Annotated in this window: 15 protein-coding genes; 8 read left to right on the top strand and 7 right to left on the bottom strand. The window is 59.6% G+C overall.

Annotated elements, in window-relative coordinates:
- Positions 1-22 precede the first annotated feature (22 nt).
- A complete protein-coding gene (locus B0H98_RS15735) occupies positions 23-781 on the top strand; it encodes a TlyA family RNA methyltransferase (RefSeq protein WP_106376019.1) in 759 nt (252 codons plus the stop codon).
- On the opposite strand, the gene mscK is transcribed toward B0H98_RS15735, so the two are convergent.
- Entirely contained in the window at positions 778-4,170 is a 3,393-nt protein-coding gene (gene mscK / locus B0H98_RS15730; RefSeq protein ID WP_106376018.1) for a mechanosensitive channel MscK, read from the bottom strand. The two genes, B0H98_RS15735 and mscK, sit on opposite strands and share 4 nt — an antisense overlap.
- 110 nt (positions 4,171-4,280) lie before the next feature.
- On the opposite strand from mscK, the gene B0H98_RS15725 reads away from it, so the two are divergent.
- From B0H98_RS15725 to B0H98_RS15710, 4 genes are all read left to right on the top strand, one after another.
- Positions 4,281-5,312 carry a phospholipase A gene (locus B0H98_RS15725; RefSeq protein WP_106376017.1) on the top strand — a complete coding sequence of 344 codons (1,032 nt, stop codon included), beginning with the start codon at positions 4,281-4,283 and terminating at the stop codon, positions 5,310-5,312.
- A gap of 94 nt (positions 5,313-5,406) precedes the next feature.
- Positions 5,407-5,739: an ElaB/YgaM/YqjD family protein gene (locus tag B0H98_RS15720; RefSeq protein ID WP_106376016.1), complete on the top strand. Its 333-nt coding sequence runs from the start codon at positions 5,407-5,409 to the stop codon at positions 5,737-5,739.
- The gene (locus tag B0H98_RS15715) at positions 5,739-6,146 is read left to right on the top strand and encodes a phage holin family protein (protein WP_106376015.1); all 408 of its coding nucleotides are present in this window, start codon (positions 5,739-5,741) and stop codon (positions 6,144-6,146) included. The genes B0H98_RS15720 and B0H98_RS15715 overlap by 1 nt, the downstream gene beginning before the upstream one ends.
- Positions 6,118-6,420, top strand: coding sequence for a YqjK-like family protein (locus B0H98_RS15710; RefSeq protein ID WP_106376014.1), 303 nt, complete (start codon positions 6,118-6,120; stop codon positions 6,418-6,420). Before B0H98_RS15715 ends, B0H98_RS15710 begins: the two co-directional genes overlap by 29 nt.
- Before the next feature lie 22 nt (positions 6,421-6,442).
- On the opposite strand, the gene B0H98_RS15705 is transcribed toward B0H98_RS15710, so the two are convergent.
- A complete protein-coding gene (locus tag B0H98_RS15705) occupies positions 6,443-7,627 on the bottom strand; it encodes a BaiN/RdsA family NAD(P)/FAD-dependent oxidoreductase (RefSeq protein WP_106376013.1) in 1,185 nt (394 codons plus the stop codon).
- A 119-nt stretch (positions 7,628-7,746) separates the two neighbouring features.
- On the opposite strand from B0H98_RS15705, the gene B0H98_RS15700 reads away from it, so the two are divergent.
- Positions 7,747-8,814, top strand: a complete 1,068-nt coding sequence (locus tag B0H98_RS15700; RefSeq protein WP_106376012.1) for an efflux RND transporter periplasmic adaptor subunit — start codon at positions 7,747-7,749, stop codon at positions 8,812-8,814.
- Complete coding sequence (locus B0H98_RS15695; RefSeq protein WP_106376011.1) at positions 8,814-11,945, top strand: efflux RND transporter permease subunit; 3,132 nt, start codon at positions 8,814-8,816, stop codon at positions 11,943-11,945. The genes B0H98_RS15700 and B0H98_RS15695 overlap by 1 nt, the downstream gene beginning before the upstream one ends.
- A 74-nt stretch (positions 11,946-12,019) precedes the next feature.
- Here B0H98_RS15695 and B0H98_RS15690 read toward each other — a convergent pair whose 3' ends face one another.
- On the bottom strand, positions 12,020-12,448 hold the full coding sequence (locus tag B0H98_RS15690) for a DUF3617 domain-containing protein (protein ID WP_106376010.1): 429 nt from the start codon (positions 12,446-12,448) through the stop codon (positions 12,020-12,022).
- A gap of 176 nt (positions 12,449-12,624) precedes the next feature.
- On the opposite strand from B0H98_RS15690, the gene B0H98_RS15685 reads away from it, so the two are divergent.
- A complete protein-coding gene (locus tag B0H98_RS15685) occupies positions 12,625-12,834 on the top strand; it encodes a zinc ribbon domain-containing protein (RefSeq protein WP_106376009.1) in 210 nt (69 codons plus the stop codon).
- On the opposite strand, the gene B0H98_RS15680 is transcribed toward B0H98_RS15685, so the two are convergent.
- From B0H98_RS15680 to B0H98_RS15665, 4 genes are all read right to left on the bottom strand, one after another.
- Positions 12,831-13,670: an ABC transporter permease subunit gene (locus B0H98_RS15680; RefSeq protein ID WP_106376008.1), complete on the bottom strand. Its 840-nt coding sequence runs from the start codon at positions 13,668-13,670 to the stop codon at positions 12,831-12,833. The two genes, B0H98_RS15685 and B0H98_RS15680, sit on opposite strands and share 4 nt — an antisense overlap.
- Positions 13,667-14,578, bottom strand: coding sequence for an ABC transporter permease subunit (locus B0H98_RS15675; RefSeq protein ID WP_106376007.1), 912 nt, complete (start codon positions 14,576-14,578; stop codon positions 13,667-13,669). Before B0H98_RS15675 ends, B0H98_RS15680 begins: the two co-directional genes overlap by 4 nt.
- A gap of 31 nt (positions 14,579-14,609) precedes the next feature.
- The gene (locus B0H98_RS15670; RefSeq protein WP_106376006.1) at positions 14,610-15,782 is read right to left on the bottom strand and encodes an ABC transporter ATP-binding protein; all 1,173 of its coding nucleotides are present in this window, start codon (positions 15,780-15,782) and stop codon (positions 14,610-14,612) included.
- 92 nt (positions 15,783-15,874) lie between these two features.
- Positions 15,875-16,978 (bottom strand): polyamine ABC transporter substrate-binding protein, encoded by a 1,104-nt coding sequence (locus B0H98_RS15665; protein ID WP_106376005.1) that lies wholly within the window; start codon positions 16,976-16,978, stop codon positions 15,875-15,877.
- Between the last annotated feature and the right edge of the window lie 95 nt (positions 16,979-17,073).

Raw genomic sequence — 17,073 nt, 5'->3', positions numbered from 1 at the left:
CATTTAACTGACCATGCCTTCTATGCAACGACTCGATCAACTGCTGGTCAGCCAAGGGCTGGCCACTTCGCGTACTCGTGCCCAGCGGCTTATTCGCCACGGCCGCGTGCACCTGATAGACCCTTGGCGCGTGCTCACCAAAGCCTCGGAAAAATGGCCACTGGACACCCGCCTTGAAATAGAGGATGACCCCGAGGAGCGCTATGTTTCCCGGGCCGGCTTGAAGCTTGAAGGTGTACTGAGCGTACTGAATCGACGCCTGGATGGGCTAGGCGTGCTGGACGTAGGTCAATCTACCGGTGGCTTTACCGACTGCGCCCTACGCCATGGCGCAACCCACGTCATTGGCGTGGAGGTAGGCCACGGGCAGCTGGCAGAGGCGCTGCGTACAGACCCGCGGGTCACTTGTCTTGAAGGTCTTAACGCCCGGCACATGAGCTCGGCTGCCACGCTTACCGAGGCGATCGCCGTCCATCCGGTGGATATCGCGGTCATGGATGTCTCGTTTATATCGCAAACGCTGATTTTGCCGGAAATCGCCGCGCTGCTGCCCCCAGGCGGCGAGCTGATCTCTTTGGTCAAACCCCAGTTCGAGTTGAGACCCGGGGCGCTGGATAAACGCGGCGTGGTACGTAACGCCGCCGACTACGCCGAGGTAGAAGCAAAGATTCGCCAGGCGTGCAGCGCGTTGAACCTGGAGATTCAGCACTGGCAGGAGAGCCCGATTACCGGCGGAGACGGCAATCGGGAATTTCTGCTGCACGCTCTCAAGAAAACCTAGCCAAGCGTTGGTGGCGGCAGGTGTTTGACAGACTGCACCTTGGCAGACTCGCCCTCGTCACGGTGCAGCCATACATCCATCTGCTCGAACGCCACGCGGACTCCGGCCTCCCGGAACAGCTCATCTACCCGACAGTTGACCTCATCGGCGGCAAACAGCCGATCCACCAGGTCGTTGACGAAAATGCGCAGCTCGAAGTTGAGGCTGTGATTACCGTAGCTCAAGCAGAATACCTGCGGTTCAGGGTCGGCCAGCACCCGCGCGTTCTCATCGGCGGCCTGGCGCAGCAGCGTGTGCACCTTGGCAAGGTCCGAGCCGTGAGCCACGCCGTAGGTCAGCACCACGCGGGTAATGTTATCCGACAGCGACCAGTTGATCAGTTGATCGGTGACGAACGTCTTGTTGGGAATGATGATCTCTTTGCGGTCAAAATCGGTCACCGTGGTGGCACGTATCCGAATGCGGCTGACCGTGCCGTGCAGGTTGCCAAGCGTGATGGTGTCGCCGATACGAATGGGGCGCTCGAAAAGAATGATCAAACCCGAAATGAAGTTGGCGAATATCTCCTGCAAGCCAAAGCCCAGGCCAACGCTCAATGCCGCCACCAGCCACTGCAGCTTGTCCCAGGAGACGCCAAGGGTTGCCAACGACATGACCACGCCCGAGCCCACAATCGCATAAGAGAGCAGCGAGCTGATGGCGTAGGCGCTGCCCTGCTTGAGCGCCAGGCGCGACAGCACCATGACTTCCAGAAGCCCCGGGAGGTTGCTCGCCATGATGATGGTAATGGCGATGACCAGCAGTGCGGTAAATACATCGGAAATCGACAGCACGCTGTCAACCAGGTCGCCGTCTTCGGCATCCCATAGCGAAACGTGATCGAGATACCCAAGTACGGAGAGAAGATCCGACCAGACCAGGTATAAAAGCGCACTGAAGCCGATCAGCAGAATCAGCTTGGAAAGGCGCAACGACTGGCTGTTGATCTTCTCCATGTCCAGCGGCGGCTCTTCCACCACCTCGAGCCCACCTTCGGCACCTTCCTGCACCTGGGCACGGCGGCGAGCAAGCGCGCGGCGGTAAGCCAGCCTTCGAGCGGCCACGGCAAGGCTGCGTACCACCGTCGCCTCGACCACGATCCACAGCCCCAGCAGATACAGGGTAATCGCGAACCGCCCGACCAGGCGCAGCGCGGTGTATTCATACCCCCATGCGATCAGCCCCAGAAACACCAGCGGCACCGACGCCATGGCAAGCCCCAGCATCAGGCGGAACAGGCGCACGCCAAAAAATGGAATATGCGACAGAATCAGCTTCCCGAGCCACCAGCTCATGGCGAGAAGCCCCGTGGTTATCAGCCCCAGGGCCACCGGGCGCTGGGCCAGCGGGGTTTCCATCTGCCCGGACATCGCGGCAATGCCCACAACCGGCAGCAAGGCAATCCCCAGCCCGCGAAGCAGCGTGCGAAGCCGCGCGTTGTAGCCAGCCGACCAGGTAAAGTGGCGTTCGGCCACGCCGTCGGCCACCAGCAGGCGCCGCCCCCAGGCCACCACGGCCCAGCTCAGCGACAGCTGAAGCAGCGCGGGCGCCACGCTATCGGCAAGCGAGCCCTGGGCGGCTCGCAACCCCACACCGATCCCCGCCAGTGCAAGCGGGCCGGGGATGGCAAGCAGGGCATTGAGCAGCACGGCCTTGGGAGTATGCAGCTGGGTATCGCTTTTCAAGCGACCGATCTGGGAGTGAATAGCGGCCAGGCGACTTTTTATCCGCGGGCGCAAGCCCAACAGCAGCAGGCTGATCAGGATCAAGGGTGCGCCATTGAGCACCGGCCACGAAAGCCCCTGCCAACGGCTTGGCAAGATGGCTCGCCACTCACCTTCACGCCACTCCATGCGCGCGTAAGCGGGAAGTTGACGCAGCCAGTTGATATCCAGCGGGCGGCTGTTGGCGACCCAGAACAGCTGCTCATCGATCGTGGCGCGCAGCTCCTGCGTGGTAGTCAACAGCTGCTGCTGGTTAAGCTGCAGCTCGATGGCAGCACTCAAAAGACTGCCGTAAGACTGTTCCAGCTGTTCGACCAGCTCCCGGCGTGACTGATAGAGCCTTGAAAGCGAGCTGACCAGCCCCGGGGTCACGTCGAGCCCGGCTTCTTCAAGACGCTGGGTGGCCAGCCGCTCGCCCTGGCGCAGCTGGTCGCGCTGGCGAATCAGATCGAACTGCTTCAAGCGCAGGTCGGCGATTTCATCCTGCAAATCGCGGCGTGGCATGATCGAGGGCAGCGACTGGCGCTGCTCGCGCAGAATTCTGGATAACAGCTGGCTGCCGCGAATGGCATCGATCTGCTCGTTCAGGCTGCGCTGCAGCTGGCGGACGTGATCCAGCTGGCGCTGGGCCTCGATATTTTCGCGCACGATACTGTTGGCGCGGTCCGTGGCGCGCAAGAGCTCCAGGCTAAGCTCCTGGTTGATCTGCTGGGCTCGCAGTACCACCGGGTGCCCTTCTGCAATCAGCGGGTCATCCCTTGCCGCATCGGCAATCGCCTGTTCGGACTGCAAACGCCGCTGGCGATCAATGGCGCCCTGCAGAAGATTCAGCCGCTGCTCCTGATGATCGATCTGTAGCGAAAGCAGATCGCGGCGCTGCTGTGCCAGTTCGCGCAGCCGGCTATTGGCGGAAAGCTCGCGCTGGTTGAAAGCCACTTCACGCTCGGCCAGCGCGCGCTCCAGACGCAGCTGAATCAACTGGGCATCGTTGGCCGCCGAAAGCTGGCGGTCGGCCAGCAGGCCCTCGCGCTCATCGTACTGACGGCGCAGCGTCTCGACTCGCTGCAGCGCATCGGAGATGGCCTGCTGGGCACGCTCGGGAAGGGTCTGCGCGGCCAGCAGTTGGGAATTCACCTCGGCCAGTTGACTCTGAAGCTGCTGAAGCGAAACCACCGCCCCGCTCTGCTGGGCCTCGAGCTCCTCCAGCGGCGTATCCGACAAGCTGTTGACCGACAGCTGCTGATTATTGTCCTCAAGTTCATTGAGTTCACGCTCAAGCTGTGAAAGCTGTTCAGGAGCCTGCTCAACACGCTGATTGAGCGCGTCCAGGCGCTCATTCATGGCATCAAGGCGTTCGTAGGCCTGCAAGGCGGCCTCTAGAGCATTCTTGTCCCGCGTCTGCTGCGCGGTCAGCTCGCCTTCCGGCGCCTCCAGTTCGGCTAGCCTTGAAGAGAGCTCTTCCTGGGAAGGCACCTGATCCACGCCCGCCACGGCAACGCTACCAAAGGCTATCAATAGCCACAGTGCCAAAAGCCCTTTTACTACCCAGCCACCGGTAAATCTCACCACGTTGGATATGCCCTCGACAGACACCAGAAAAGCCGCTGAAACGGAAATAGGCGCCATTGTCAGGCGTTCTATTGATAAGCGCAATGAAGAGGAGTTGACTTACACGCATAGCGTGTATAGAAACAACGCTGATAACCGTTCTCTCCCCTATCTTGCGAGCCACCTAGATGGTTACCCGAAAACTGCTGTATGTAAGTTTGCTGGCCTTGCTGAGCGCTGAAACGCTGAGTAGCGCCGCCCTGGCCGATTCAAAAGAAGAGATTGAAGCGCGTATTCGTGCGCTCAACAGCGAACTTCATGAACTCCGCCAGCAGCTGGATGAAGCCGATACGTCGCCAATCTCTTCAGACAGCATGGCACTGGAGATGCAGCCTGAAGAAATTGCTCGCGAAGACCTTAACGAACGTCGGCAGCTGGAGCAGGAGTCCACGCGCAACCCCTTTGCGATTACCACTCACCGCACCAACTACCTGTTCCCGGTCAGTTACAACTCAAGGCAGAACGAGGCGAACTTCAGAAACGTCACGACTGCCGCCTCTCCTGACAGCAACGAGGTCAAGTTCCAGCTGAGCGTGAAGGTCAATCTGGCCGAAGACATTTTCGGCGAAGTGGGTGACGTCTATTTTGGCTACACCCAGCGCAGCTGGTGGCAGGCCTACAATACCGACGCCTCCTCCCCTTTCCGGGAGACCAACTACGAACCCGAGATCTTTATCGATTTCGACAATGCCTGGAGCGCGCTGGGGTGGGTGAATACGCGCAATCGCTTCTCCTTCAACCACCAGTCCAATGGGCGTTCGGATCCGCTGTCGCGTAGCTGGAACCGCGTTTATCTGGAAAGCATTTTCCAGCGCGGCGACTGGGCGCTGACGCTTGCTCCACACTGGCGCGTGCCGGAGTCGGAGAACGATGATGACAACCCGGATATCGAGCGCTACATGGGCTATGGCGATATCCGCCTGGCCAAGCGGCTGAACAACAACCATGAAGTGAGTGGTCAATGGCGCGGCAACCCCAGCGCAGATCATCACGGCGTCCAGGTTGACTACAGCTGGCCCGCGTTCAATAACCTGCGGGCGCACTTGCAGTACTATTACGGCTACGGGGAAAGCATGATCGACTATGACAACCGCGTACACCGGCTAAGCATCGGTTTCAGCTTGAACCCGCTCTTCAGTGCAACGGGCTTGAACCGCTGACCTCAAGGAACCAATCAAAAAACGTGCTTGTCTATCAGTTGTTGGCTGCTATGCTGATATAGGTTAAATCATTCATTCGTCAAAGGAAGACACAATGGCTAAACGTCAATTCGGTAGCGACTCCCGTGCAGATCAACTCAAAGAAGATCTACGTCACCTGAGCGACACGGTTGAAGAGCTGGTTAACGCGACCTCCAAGGATGCGAGCGGCGAAATGAGCGATCTTCGTGCCCGCGCTGAAAGCCGTTTGAAGAAAGCCCGTGCACAGCTGGAAGCACGCGGCGAGCGTTTGTACGAAGATACCCGCGAAACGCTTTCCGAGCAGGTTGACTGCTGTGACCGTTACGTGCGCGAGAATCCCTGGTCCAGCATCGGCATCGGTACCGCCGTTGGTGTATTGGTAGGTATGCTGCTCGGTCGTCGCTAATGTCTCTGGGTCCAACCCAGCGCGTATATTCCGCCGCCAAACGCTTGCTGAAATCACTGGTTGCTAACAGTGAAACCCGCCTGCGTTTGGCGGTTTTAGAGCTTGAGGAAGAGCGCGCCCGTATACTGACCCTGATATTGCTGGCTGGTGCCAGCCTGCTATTTTTGCTGTTGGGCGTTGCGACGTTGACCGCACTGGTAGTGGTTATCTTCTGGGATTCCTATCGACTGTTGGCAATCGGCATCAGCGCAGGCGTGCTGATTGGTACCAGCCTGCTTCTGGCCATTATCGCCGGCTATCAAGCCAGACGTCATACGCTGCTTAAAGAGACGCTTAAACAGCTGGCGGCTGACCGTGCCCTGCTTGAGGTAAAAGACGATGACGAAGCAAATCGACAAGAGCGCTGAGCCATTGAGTCGTGCCGAGCGCAAGGCCGAACTGCTTGCCCAGATGGAACAGCAGCGTATTGATATACTAGTCTGCAGCGAGTACCTGCAGCGCTCCACCTCGCCGCTGGATCACAGCTGGCGCAGCATCAAGCTACCGCTCTATGCGGCTGGTGGCGTACTTGCATACAGGTTGGTTCGTCACCCCAGTGGCGTTGTAAGGGCCGCTCGCAAGGGCCTTGCGGGCTACATGCTGTTTCGCAAGTTCAAGCTGCTTGCCAAGATCGCCACCTGACTTGTTAGGCTGCACCGGCAGCCTAACAGGCCTGCCCGCAGGCGACCCCACTGGCCCACGCCCACTGAAAGTTATATCCGCCCAACTCCCCCGTTACATCCAGCACTTCGCCGATAAAGCGCAGCTGCGGCAGATCCTTTACTTCAAATGTCTTTGACGAGATCGCTTGCGTGTCGACACCTCCCATGGTGACCTCCGCCGTGCGCCACCCTTCGGTGCCCGCAGGTTTCAACGCCCACTGATTCAACCGCTCGCCCCATTGCTCAAGCGCTGCGTTGCTGTACTGCGCCAGCGGTTTGGCAAGCATCGGATCGGGATACCACTCAAGGAGCGCCTGGGCAAAGCGCTTTGGAAACCGTTCGCCAAGCCAGGTGGAGAGCTGCCGCTTAGGTGTGGCGTCTCGAGCCTTGCGCAGGGAATCGCCAGCATCTTCTGAAGGCAACAGATCGATTTCGATAGCGGAACCCGGTTGCCACACGCTGGATATCTGTAGCATGGAAGGCCCGGAAAGGCCGCGATGGGTAAACAGCATGGGTTCAGCAAAGCGCTGCCCGGCACTTGAAACGGAGACGGGCAGGCTAACGCCAGAAAGCTCCACGCAGCGCGCCTTCCAGGCATCGCTCAGCGTAAAAGGCACAAGCCCCGGCCGGGTGGGCAACACCTCCAGGCCGAACTGGCGCGCTAGCTCAAAGCCAAATCCGGTGGCCCCCATGGTCGGAATCGAAAGACCTCCGCTTGCCACCACCACCACGCCTGCGTCTATCTTGCCAAGCGAGGTGCTCAAGCGCATGCCCTCCCCCTGACGCTCCACCTTGGTAATCTGTGTTTGCAGCCTTATCTCCACCCCGGCCCATTCGCACTCGGTCTGCAGTACGCGCAAAATTTCCTTGGCCGAGGTGGCGCAGAACAGCTGGCCCGGTGTCTTTTCAACGTACTCCACGCCGTGGCGGTCGACCAGTTCGACAAAGTGCTCTGGGCGGTAGCGCTTGAGCGCCGAAATACAAAAATAGGGGTTTGCAGAGTAAAAGTGCTGAGGTGTCGTCCCAAGGTTGGTAAAGTTACAGCGGCCCCCGCCCGACATGAGTATTTTTTTACCGGCCTTGTTGGCATGGTCAATTACCAGCACACGCCGACCGGCATAGCCTGCCTGCGCGGCGCACATAAGGCCCGCGGCGCCGGCGCCGATGACCACAACATCATAAACCATAAAAAATGACTCTCAGGGCAGAAGAGCGCCCATTTTAACAGCTCAAGGCAGGGATGAAATTTTCTTCATGCTTTAATGCGCCTATAAAAATATCAACCAAGCCTACTACCGAGACGCTTATGTTCGTGCCTGCCCGACACTTTCTGCTTATTTTGATCCTTTTTACCCTATCAGCTCCTGTCCTTGGACAGACACCGCCCGCGGTGATCGGCAGCCGTGCCGAGGTAACCACCTGGTCTGATCCTCTGGATGCCCTCGGCACGCTGCGCGCCGATGAGAGCGTGACGCTCTCGGCAACGGTGACCGATATCGTCACCGAGATTACGTTCCAGGACGGCGAACAGGTAGAGCGCGACCAGCTGCTGGTACGCCTTGACGATAGCGAAGAGCAGGCGCAGCTACGCTCGGCCGAGGCCATCAGCGATGAAAGACGCAATGCGCTGGACCGCTCCACTCAGCTGCAGGCGCGCAATCTCGCCGCCCGAGCCGATGTGGAGGATTTTCAAGCCCAGCTACGCCAGGCCGAAGCCGATATTCAGGCTCTGCAAGCGCGCCTTGCCAACTACCAGATACGCGCACCGTTCAGCGGCCGGGTCGGTTTTCGCAATATCAGCGAAGGCACGCTGGTGACGCCAGGTCTTGCGCTGGTAACGCTTGATAAGCTCGACATCATGAAGCTCGATTTCAGCGTCCCGGAAAGCTACTTGGGCCGCCTATCAACCGGCCTTTCGCTGAGCGCCACCACCGCTGCCTATCCTGACGATGTTTTCAGCGGCCAGATTACCAGTATCGGCACGCGGATCGACCCGATCTCCAGAAGCGTTGACCTACGCGCCGAGCTTGAGAATGCCGACGGGCGGCTGCGCCCGGGCATGCTGATGGAAGTCATCGTTCAGCAGCGGGTGCGCCAAGCGGTGGTGCTGCCGGAAGCCGCCCTGGAACCCAGCGGCGACCAGCACTACGTGATGGTGATTGACCAGCGCGACGATGCACCCCGCCTGGAAAGAAGAGAGGTAGCCATTGGTGAGCGACGCTACGGTGACGTGGAAATTCTGGAGGGGGTCGCCGAGGACGAGCTGGTAGTAGTCCACGGCCTGCAGCTCGCCCGCGACGGCCTTGAAGTGCGCCTTTTAGGCATTGTGGATGATGAAACCGGCATCCGTGCGCTGCTGGAGGCGAACCGCTGATGCGCCTTTCGGATATCTCCGTTCAGCGGCCCGTGCTCGCCATGGTGATTGCCGCACTGATCATTGCCTTTGGCCTCCTCGCGCTTGACCGCCTGCCGCTTCAGGAGTACCCCACCGTAGACCCGCCGGTGGTGAGTATCGATACCCGCTACCCGGGGGCTGCGGCCAACGTGGTGGAAACGCGCATTACCCAGGTGCTGGAAGACCGGATTGCCGGTGTCGAGGGTATCGAGCTGATTACCTCGCAAAGTGAGGATGGCCGCTCGCGCATCGAGATCGAATTCAGCATCGACATGGACATTAACGCGGCGGCCAACGATATCCGTGACCGTATCGCCGGCGCTCTGCGCAACCTCCCGGACGATGCCGATACACCCGAAGTCACCAAGGCAGATAGCAGCGAAGAGATCGTCGTCTGGCTGAGCCTCTCCGGCGCCGACTACTCGATTACCGAGCTCACCGACTACGCCAACCGCTTTCTGGTCGATAGCCTCTCGGTGCAGCCCGGCGTTGCGCGCGTACGGCTGGGTGGCGGGCGCGACTACGCCATGCGCGTCTGGCTCGACCGTAACGCCCTGGCCGCCCGCGGGCTGACCGTCGGCGATATCGAGGATGCGCTGCGCGCCGAGAACGTCGAGCTGCCGGCAGGCTCCATCGAGTCACAGGATCGCCAGTTTATCGTGCGCCTGCCGCGCAGCTTCGCCACCGCCGATGACTTCAAGCGCCTGGCGCTCAGTCAGGGCGAAAACGGCTATCTGGTGCGCCTGGCCGATGTGGCCAGGGTCGAGGTGGGTTCGGTGGAAGATCGCTCGGTATTCCGGGCCAACGGCATTCCCATGGTGGGTCTTGGCATGATCATGCAGTCCACCGCCAACGTGATCGAGCTTTCTGATGCGGTTCAGGCCGAGCTTGCGCGCCTTCAGGGCACACTGCCCGACGGCATGACCCTGAGCCTGAACTACGACGCCTCGGTGTTCGTGGCCGGCGCCATTGACCAGGTCGTGATGACGCTGTTTATCGCCATGTGTCTGGTGGTGGTCGTCATCTTTCTGTTTCTGGGAAACCTGCGCACCACGCTGGTGCCTGCGGTTACGGTACCCATTGCCGTTATCGGCGCCTTTACTGCGCTTGCGGTAATGAATTTCTCCATCAACCTGCTGACGCTTCTGGCGCTGGTGCTGGCCATCGGCCTGATTGTCGATGATGCCATCGTGGTACTGGAAAACATCAACCGCCGCATGCATGACTATGGTGAAACGCCGCTGGTCGCTGCTTTCCGCGGTACCCGCCAGATCGCCTTTGCGGTGATTGCCACCACGCTGGTGCTGGTCGCGGTCTTCGTGCCACTGAGTATGCTACAGGGCGATATCGGCCGGCTGTTTTCCGAGTTTGCGCTGACCATGGCCGCCGCCGTGGTGTTTTCCACACTGCTTGCCCTCACGCTCACCCCCATGATGGCCTCCAAGATTCTCAAGCCGGGTATGCACGATAGCCGCATTGGCAAAGGCGTACAGCGGTTGCTGGGTGCCACCCAGCGCCGCTACCAGCGCCTGCTGGAGTGGACGCTGGGCATGCGTTGGCTGGTGGTGGGGCTTTTCTTTCTGCTGATGGCCGCCACCGCCTGGCTTGCAACGGCCCTGCCCACCGAGTACACGCCGCAGGAGGATCGGGGTAATTTCATCGTACTGGTGAACGGCCCGGAAGGTGCCACCTATGACTACATGATGGACTACATGGATGAAATCGAAGCGCGCCTGACGCCGTTCATCGACGCCGGCGAGTTCGAGCGCGTCGTGGTACGCGCACCGCGCGGGTTTGGCAATATCGAAAACTTCAACAGCGGTTTCCTCATCATCAACATGGCCGACTGGGGCAGTCGCCGAAGCGCCTGGGAGATCATGGATGACGTTCGCGGGCAGTTGAGTTCGCTGCCCGGGGTTCAGGCATTTCCCGTCATGCGCCAGGGGTTCGGGCAGCGTACCCAAAAACCTGTTCAGTTTGTCCTGGGCGGCGGCACCTATGAAGAGATTGCCGGCTGGCGAGATACGCTGATCAGCCATGTGCGTGAGGATAACCCGCGCCTGGCAGCCCTTGAGAGCAATTACAACGAAACCCAGCCGCAGCTTCGCGTGGACATCAACTATGAGCGCGCCGCGGCGCTGGGCGTGACCGTTACCGAAATAGGCCGCACGCTGGAGGTACTGCTGGGCGGGCGCAACGTCACTCGCTATGTGGATGACGGCGAAGAGTATGACGTGATTCTGGAAGGCGACCGCGGCCGCCAGAACAGCCCCCGGGCGCTGGATAATATTCAGGTTCGCTCGGCGCGCTCCGGTGAGCTGATTCCACTGGCAAGCCTGGTCTCGCTTTCCGATTTTGCCGGCGCCAGCACGCTCAACCGCTTTGACCGTATTCGAGCAATTACCATCGAGGCCAATCTGGCCGACGGCTACCCGCTGGGCGAGGCGCTTGCCTACCTCGAGGACGCCGCCGAGCGCCTGCTGCCCGAGGAGGCACAGACCAACGTGGCCGGCCCCTCGCGGGATTTCCAGCAGGCCAGCGGCGCAACGACATTCCTGCTGGTGCTCGGCGCCGTGGTGGTATTTCTGGTTCTGGCCGCGCAGTTTGAAAGCCTGATTCACCCTTTGGTGATCATGCTCACGGTGCCGCTCGCCATGAGCGGCGCCTTGCTGGCGCTGTTACTCACCGGCCAGTCGCTCAATATCTACAGTCAGGTGGGGCTGGTACTGCTGATTGGCCTGGCCGCCAAGAATGGCATTCTTATCGTGGAGTTTGCCAACCAGTTGCGCGATGAAGGGAATACTTTTCGCGCCGCACTGATCGAGGCCTCGGTCACCCGCCTGCGCCCTATCCTGATGACGGCGATTACCACCATGGCGGGCGCCATCCCGCTCGTCTTCTCAAGCGGACCGGGAGCAGAATCACGCCTGGTGATCGGTACTGTCATCATGGCAGGCGTGGGGGCGGCTACGCTGTTCACGCTGTTTGTGGTGCCCGTGGCCTACGACCTGCTTGCACGCCATACCGGCTCGCCAGGGGCGGTCAAACGCCAGCTGGAAGCGGAGATGGCCATGGAGACCCGGCCTTCCCAGCACAAGAATGATACGTAAAACAAAAGGGCGCTTCCCGCAGGAAGCGCCCTTTTGGCTGACGGGTACGGCTAATCAGCCATACGGGCGGCGATTTATTCGCACTCGCCAACCCGCTCGCCTTCGATGGCGGTGTTCATCGCAAGCTCGCCCATGGGCGACTGAGTCAGAATGTCCACGCTGCCGGTGATCTGCTCGCCCATGAAGCGCATTTCACCATCAATGGTCGCTTCACCACCTTCGGCGCGGCATACCATGCTGTAGGAAAGGCCGTCGGCGTTCATGTCCTGGTCGAGGAGCTCACAGCCCTCCTCTTCTTCGATGAACCCGAACTCGGCGCCATCAAGCTCATCTTGAGTGATGCACTGACGCTCGGTTTCCGTCTGATCCGGAATATCCATGTCGCCACTGATACTGGTGACGCTGACGAACTCCCACTCGCCCGGCGTGACGTTGGGTGTCTCTGCCAGAGCGACCATCGGGAAGGCCAGAACGGCCGCGACTGCCATGTTTCGTAACATCATCGTTTCTCTCTATAGCACGTGGAAAATAGCACTTTTAAAAACAGCGTCCATCCTACCTGATTCATGGCGGCGATGCTTGACCGAGTGCCGGGCTGCTACACTGGCCTATGCCATGCTCTGATCCTGATGACACGAGTGCCATGGCACACGCTTTACACTGTTCAAGGTAGCCTTTTATGCACGACGACGCGCTGGTAAACCACGACTTTCACTGCCCCTACTGCGATGCGCCGCTGACTTTCGTGATCGACACCTCTCAGGGAAGCCATGCCACCTGGGAAGATTGCCACCAGTGCTGCGCTCCCATTCAGCTCGAGATCGTGATCTCGCCGATGACCGGTGAGCTTGAAGCGGTGCTCACCGGCCGGGACGACGACGTCTTCTAGCTGGCGTCCTGCTTGAGACTTTGCTGCCGCTTGGCTTCACTGCGGCGCATGAAGTACCACGCCAGGAAGGTGGCCAGTGACACCGTCAGGATGATCAGCGTTGCCAGCGCGTTGATCTTGGGTGAAACCCCCATGCGCACGGAAGAAAACACCACCATCGGCAGCGTATTGGCACCAGGCCCCGACACAAAGCTTGCAATGACCAGGTCATCCAGGGACAGCGTAAAGGCCAGCAGCCACCCTGCCGCCAGCGCCGGAGAAATGATCGGCAGGGTCACGAAGAAGAACGTCTTGAGTGGCGGCGACCCCAGATCCATGGCGGCTTCTTCAATGGAGCTATCCAGCTCGCGAAGCCGCGCCGCCACCACGACCGCCACGTAGGCGCTGCAGAAGGTGGTGTGCGCAATCCAGATCGTGGAGGCGCCACGGTCGGCGGGCCAGCCGGTCAGCTGGGCCATCTGCACAAACAGCAGCAATAGCGAAAGCCCGGTGATCACCTCAGGCATTACCAGCGGCGCGGTAACCATGCTGGAAAGCGCCGTCTTACCACGAAAGTGACCAAAGCGGGTCATGACAAACGCCGCCACGGTGCCCAGGCAAACCGCCATGCTGGCCGCAAAAAAGGCGATCTTGAGACTCGTCCATACCGCCGAAAGTATCTGCTGGTCGCGAAACAGCGCCGAGTACCACTGGGTCGAAAAACCGGCCCAGACGGTGACCAGCCGGGAAGAGTTGAAGGAGTACACCACCAGTACCGCCATCGGCAGATACAGAAATAGCAGGCCGATGATCAGCATGACGGTCGAAAAGTGGGGCCGCCGACGTACTAGGCTCATTCTTCAAGCTCCCGGGACTGATAACGATGAAACCAGACGATGGGTACCAGCAGTAAAAGCAGCATGACCATTGCCAGCGCCGAAGCGATGGGCCAATCGCGGTTGAGGAAAAACTCTTCCCACAGCACCTTGCCGATCATCAGGGTATCCGGCCCACCCAAGAGCTCAGGAATCACGAACTCCCCCACCGCCGGAATGAACACCAGCATGGAGCCCGCGATGATTCCGCCCATGGAGAGCGGCAGGGTTACCTTGATGAAGGTATTCAGCTTGCGCGAACCAAGGTCTGAGGCCGCTTCCAGCAGCGAGTTGTCCAGCCGGGTCAGGTGCGCATAAAGCGGCAGCACCATGAACGGCAGGTAGGCGTAAACGATGCCGATCACCACCGCAAACTGGGTATTCATCATGCGCAGCGGCGTCTCGATCACGCCCATCCCCATCAGCAGGTTATTGATCAGCCCGCTGTTGCTCAAAATACCCATCCAGGCATACACCCGGATCAGAAACGAGGTCCAGGAAGGCAGCATGACCAGCAACAGCAGCAAAAGCTGCCAGCGTGCCGGCGCACGCGCCATGGCATACGCCATGGGATAGCCGATCAACAGGCAAACCACGGTGGAAATAAATGCCGTCTTCACCGATCCCCAGTAGGCCGCGACGTACAGTGAATCCGACAGCAGGAACAGGTAGTTGCCCAGATTCAGAAAGATATTCAGGGTCTGGTCGGCATACTCGACAAGCGGCCCGTAGGGGGGAATGGCCACGGCCCCCTGCGACAGGCTGATTTTCAATACCAGTGCAAAGGGCAGTAGAAAGAACAGCAACAGCCATACCAATGGAAAGGCGATCACCGCACGGCGGCCTAACTGCCAACGCCTGAGCGTGGCGGTCAAGTGAGATAGCATCATTAAAGGCAATCTCCTGAAAGGGCTTGGCCCATTAGCGGTTCAACACGATAGCGCTGTGGTCTTCCCAGTAGACATATACGCTGTCTTCCCAGGTAGGCCGGTCGCCTCGCCGTTCGGTATTCGCCATGCTGACCTTGATCAATTGCCCCGTGGCGGTACGTATGTAGTAAAGCGAGAAGCCGCCCAGGTAGGCGATATCGTCGACCTTGCCTTCAGCCCAGTTGTACTCGCAGGTCGGCTTTTCCCGCGTCAGCCAGATCTTCTCCGGACGAAGCGCGGCCCAGACCCGCCGGTCCATCGCTTGAGTAGTGATGCCATGATCGATATAGATCGGCCGCTCAAGCGCCGGTGAGGCAATCTGGCAGTGATCGGCGGCGTCCTTGACGATCTCGCCTTCGAACAGATTCACCGTGCCGACAAACTCCGCCACCATTCGGCTGGCCGGGCTTTCATAAACGTCCACCGGCGAGCCGACCTGCTCGATCCAGCCATCGGCCATGATCGCCACGCGGTCCGCCATGGTCATCGCTTCTTCCTGGTCGTGGGTCACCATGATGCAGGTAACGCCGACTTGCTCGATGATCTCGACCACTTCGAGCTGCATTTCAGTACGCAGCTTCTTGTCCAGCGCCCCCATGGGCTCGTCAAGCAGCAAAAGCTTGGGACGCTTGGCCAGCGAACGCGCCAGTGCCACCCGTTGACGCTGGCCGCCGGAAAGCTGGTGCGGCTTGCGCTTGGCAAAACGCTCCATGTGAACGAGCTTCAGCATCTGCGCAACGCGCGCCTCTACTTCATCCTTGGGCAGCTTGTCCTGCTTCAAGCCGAACGCGATATTCTGCGCCACGCTCATATGGGGAAACAGCGCATAGGACTGAAACATCATGTTAATCGGGCGCTTGTGAGGCGGCACGGCGGTGATATCCTTGCCGCCCAGCAAAATACGCCCCTCTGTCGGGGTTTCAAACCCGGCCAGCATGCGCAACAGCGTCGACTTGCCTGACCCTGAACCGCCCAGCAGTGCAAAGATCTCGCCACGCTTTACCTTGAGATTCACATCGTCAACGGCCAGCGCGTCGTCAAACCGCTTGCTCAGGCGTTTAACCTCTAACACGATATCTTCAGCAAACCGCGGAGCCTTGCCCTGAGGACGCTGTGCTGCCTGGGCAGGTGCTGAAGGCTCGTTCGATAGGGGCGTAGTGACCATTCGCCACTCCCATCAAAAGGCCCGGAAACCCGGGCATGGAAAAATGAACAGCGAGCCCGGCACGCCGAGCTCGCTGTCAGACAAGGTATGGCTTAACGGCCCGACTTGACGCGGTTCCAGATACGGGTGCGCACGCGCTGTACCGGCTGGGGCATGTCGATCGCCACGTACAGGTTCTTCATGACCTCGGTTTCGGGATAGATGGCCGGGTTATTCAGAATCTCTTCCGGCAGGTAGGCATCGGCCGCCGCATTGGGGTTGGCATAGCTTACGTAGTCGGTAATTTCGGCAGCGATTTCCGGATCGAGGATAAAGTCGATAAAGGCGTGGGCATTTTCCACGTTGGGCGCATCGGCGGGAATGGCCATGACGTCAAACCACAGTGCCGCGCCCTCCTTGGGAATGCTGTAGGCGATTTCAAAATCACGGCCCGCCTCTTCAGCCCGCTCTGCGGCCTGGAAGACGTCGCCGGAGTATCCCCCCGCTACGCAGATATCGCCATTGGCAAGATCGGATACATAGCGTGAGGAGTGAAAATAGGTAATGTTGTTGCGGATAGCGCCAATCAGCTCACCGCCGGCTTCCAGGTCTTCGGTGCTCTGGCTCAGCGGGTCTAGACCCAGGTACGCCATGGCAGCAGGAATCATCTCTTCACCGGTATCGAGCATCGAGATGCCGCACCCGGCGTTTTTCAGGGCCGCGGTAATTTCCGGGTCGAACAGCATCGCCCAGCTGTCTACCGGCGCATCGTCACCGAGTATCTCCTTGACGCGCTCGACGTTATAACCGATACCGTTGGTTCCCCACATGTAAGGCACGGAGTATTCACCGTCAGGGTCAATGGCTTCGAGGTTATCGGTAAGTTCGGTATTCAGGTTGTCGATATTGGGCAGCTGGTCCTTGTCCAGCGGCTGATACACCCCGGCATTACGCTGACGGGTAAAGAAGTGCGTTGACGGCACCACGACATCGTAGCCTGAACGCCCGGCCAGCAGGGCCGCGTCCAGAGTTTCGTTGCTGTCGTAGACATCGTAGATAACATCAATACCGGTGCGTTCGGTAAATTTCGCAAGCGTTTCCGGTGCAATATAATCAGACCAGTTATAGACCCGCACCTCATCGGCATGGGCGATAGACGCCGCTGCGGCTAAAGAGATGGCCGCAACGGCCCCGGAAAGTTTGTGAATGTTCCCCATTCTGCTGCTCCTTGATATCCAAAAACATGGTCGCCTGCACGACTCGATCATTCGCCTACCCGCTTCAGCTTAGGCCTTTCTGCTGAACCTGCGAA

This window comes from Vreelandella songnenensis, from assembly GCF_003002925.1.
In the GTDB taxonomy this organism is placed as follows: domain Bacteria; phylum Pseudomonadota; class Gammaproteobacteria; order Pseudomonadales; family Halomonadaceae; genus Vreelandella; species Vreelandella songnenensis.
This window is presented reverse-complemented; position numbering and strand designations above follow the sequence as displayed.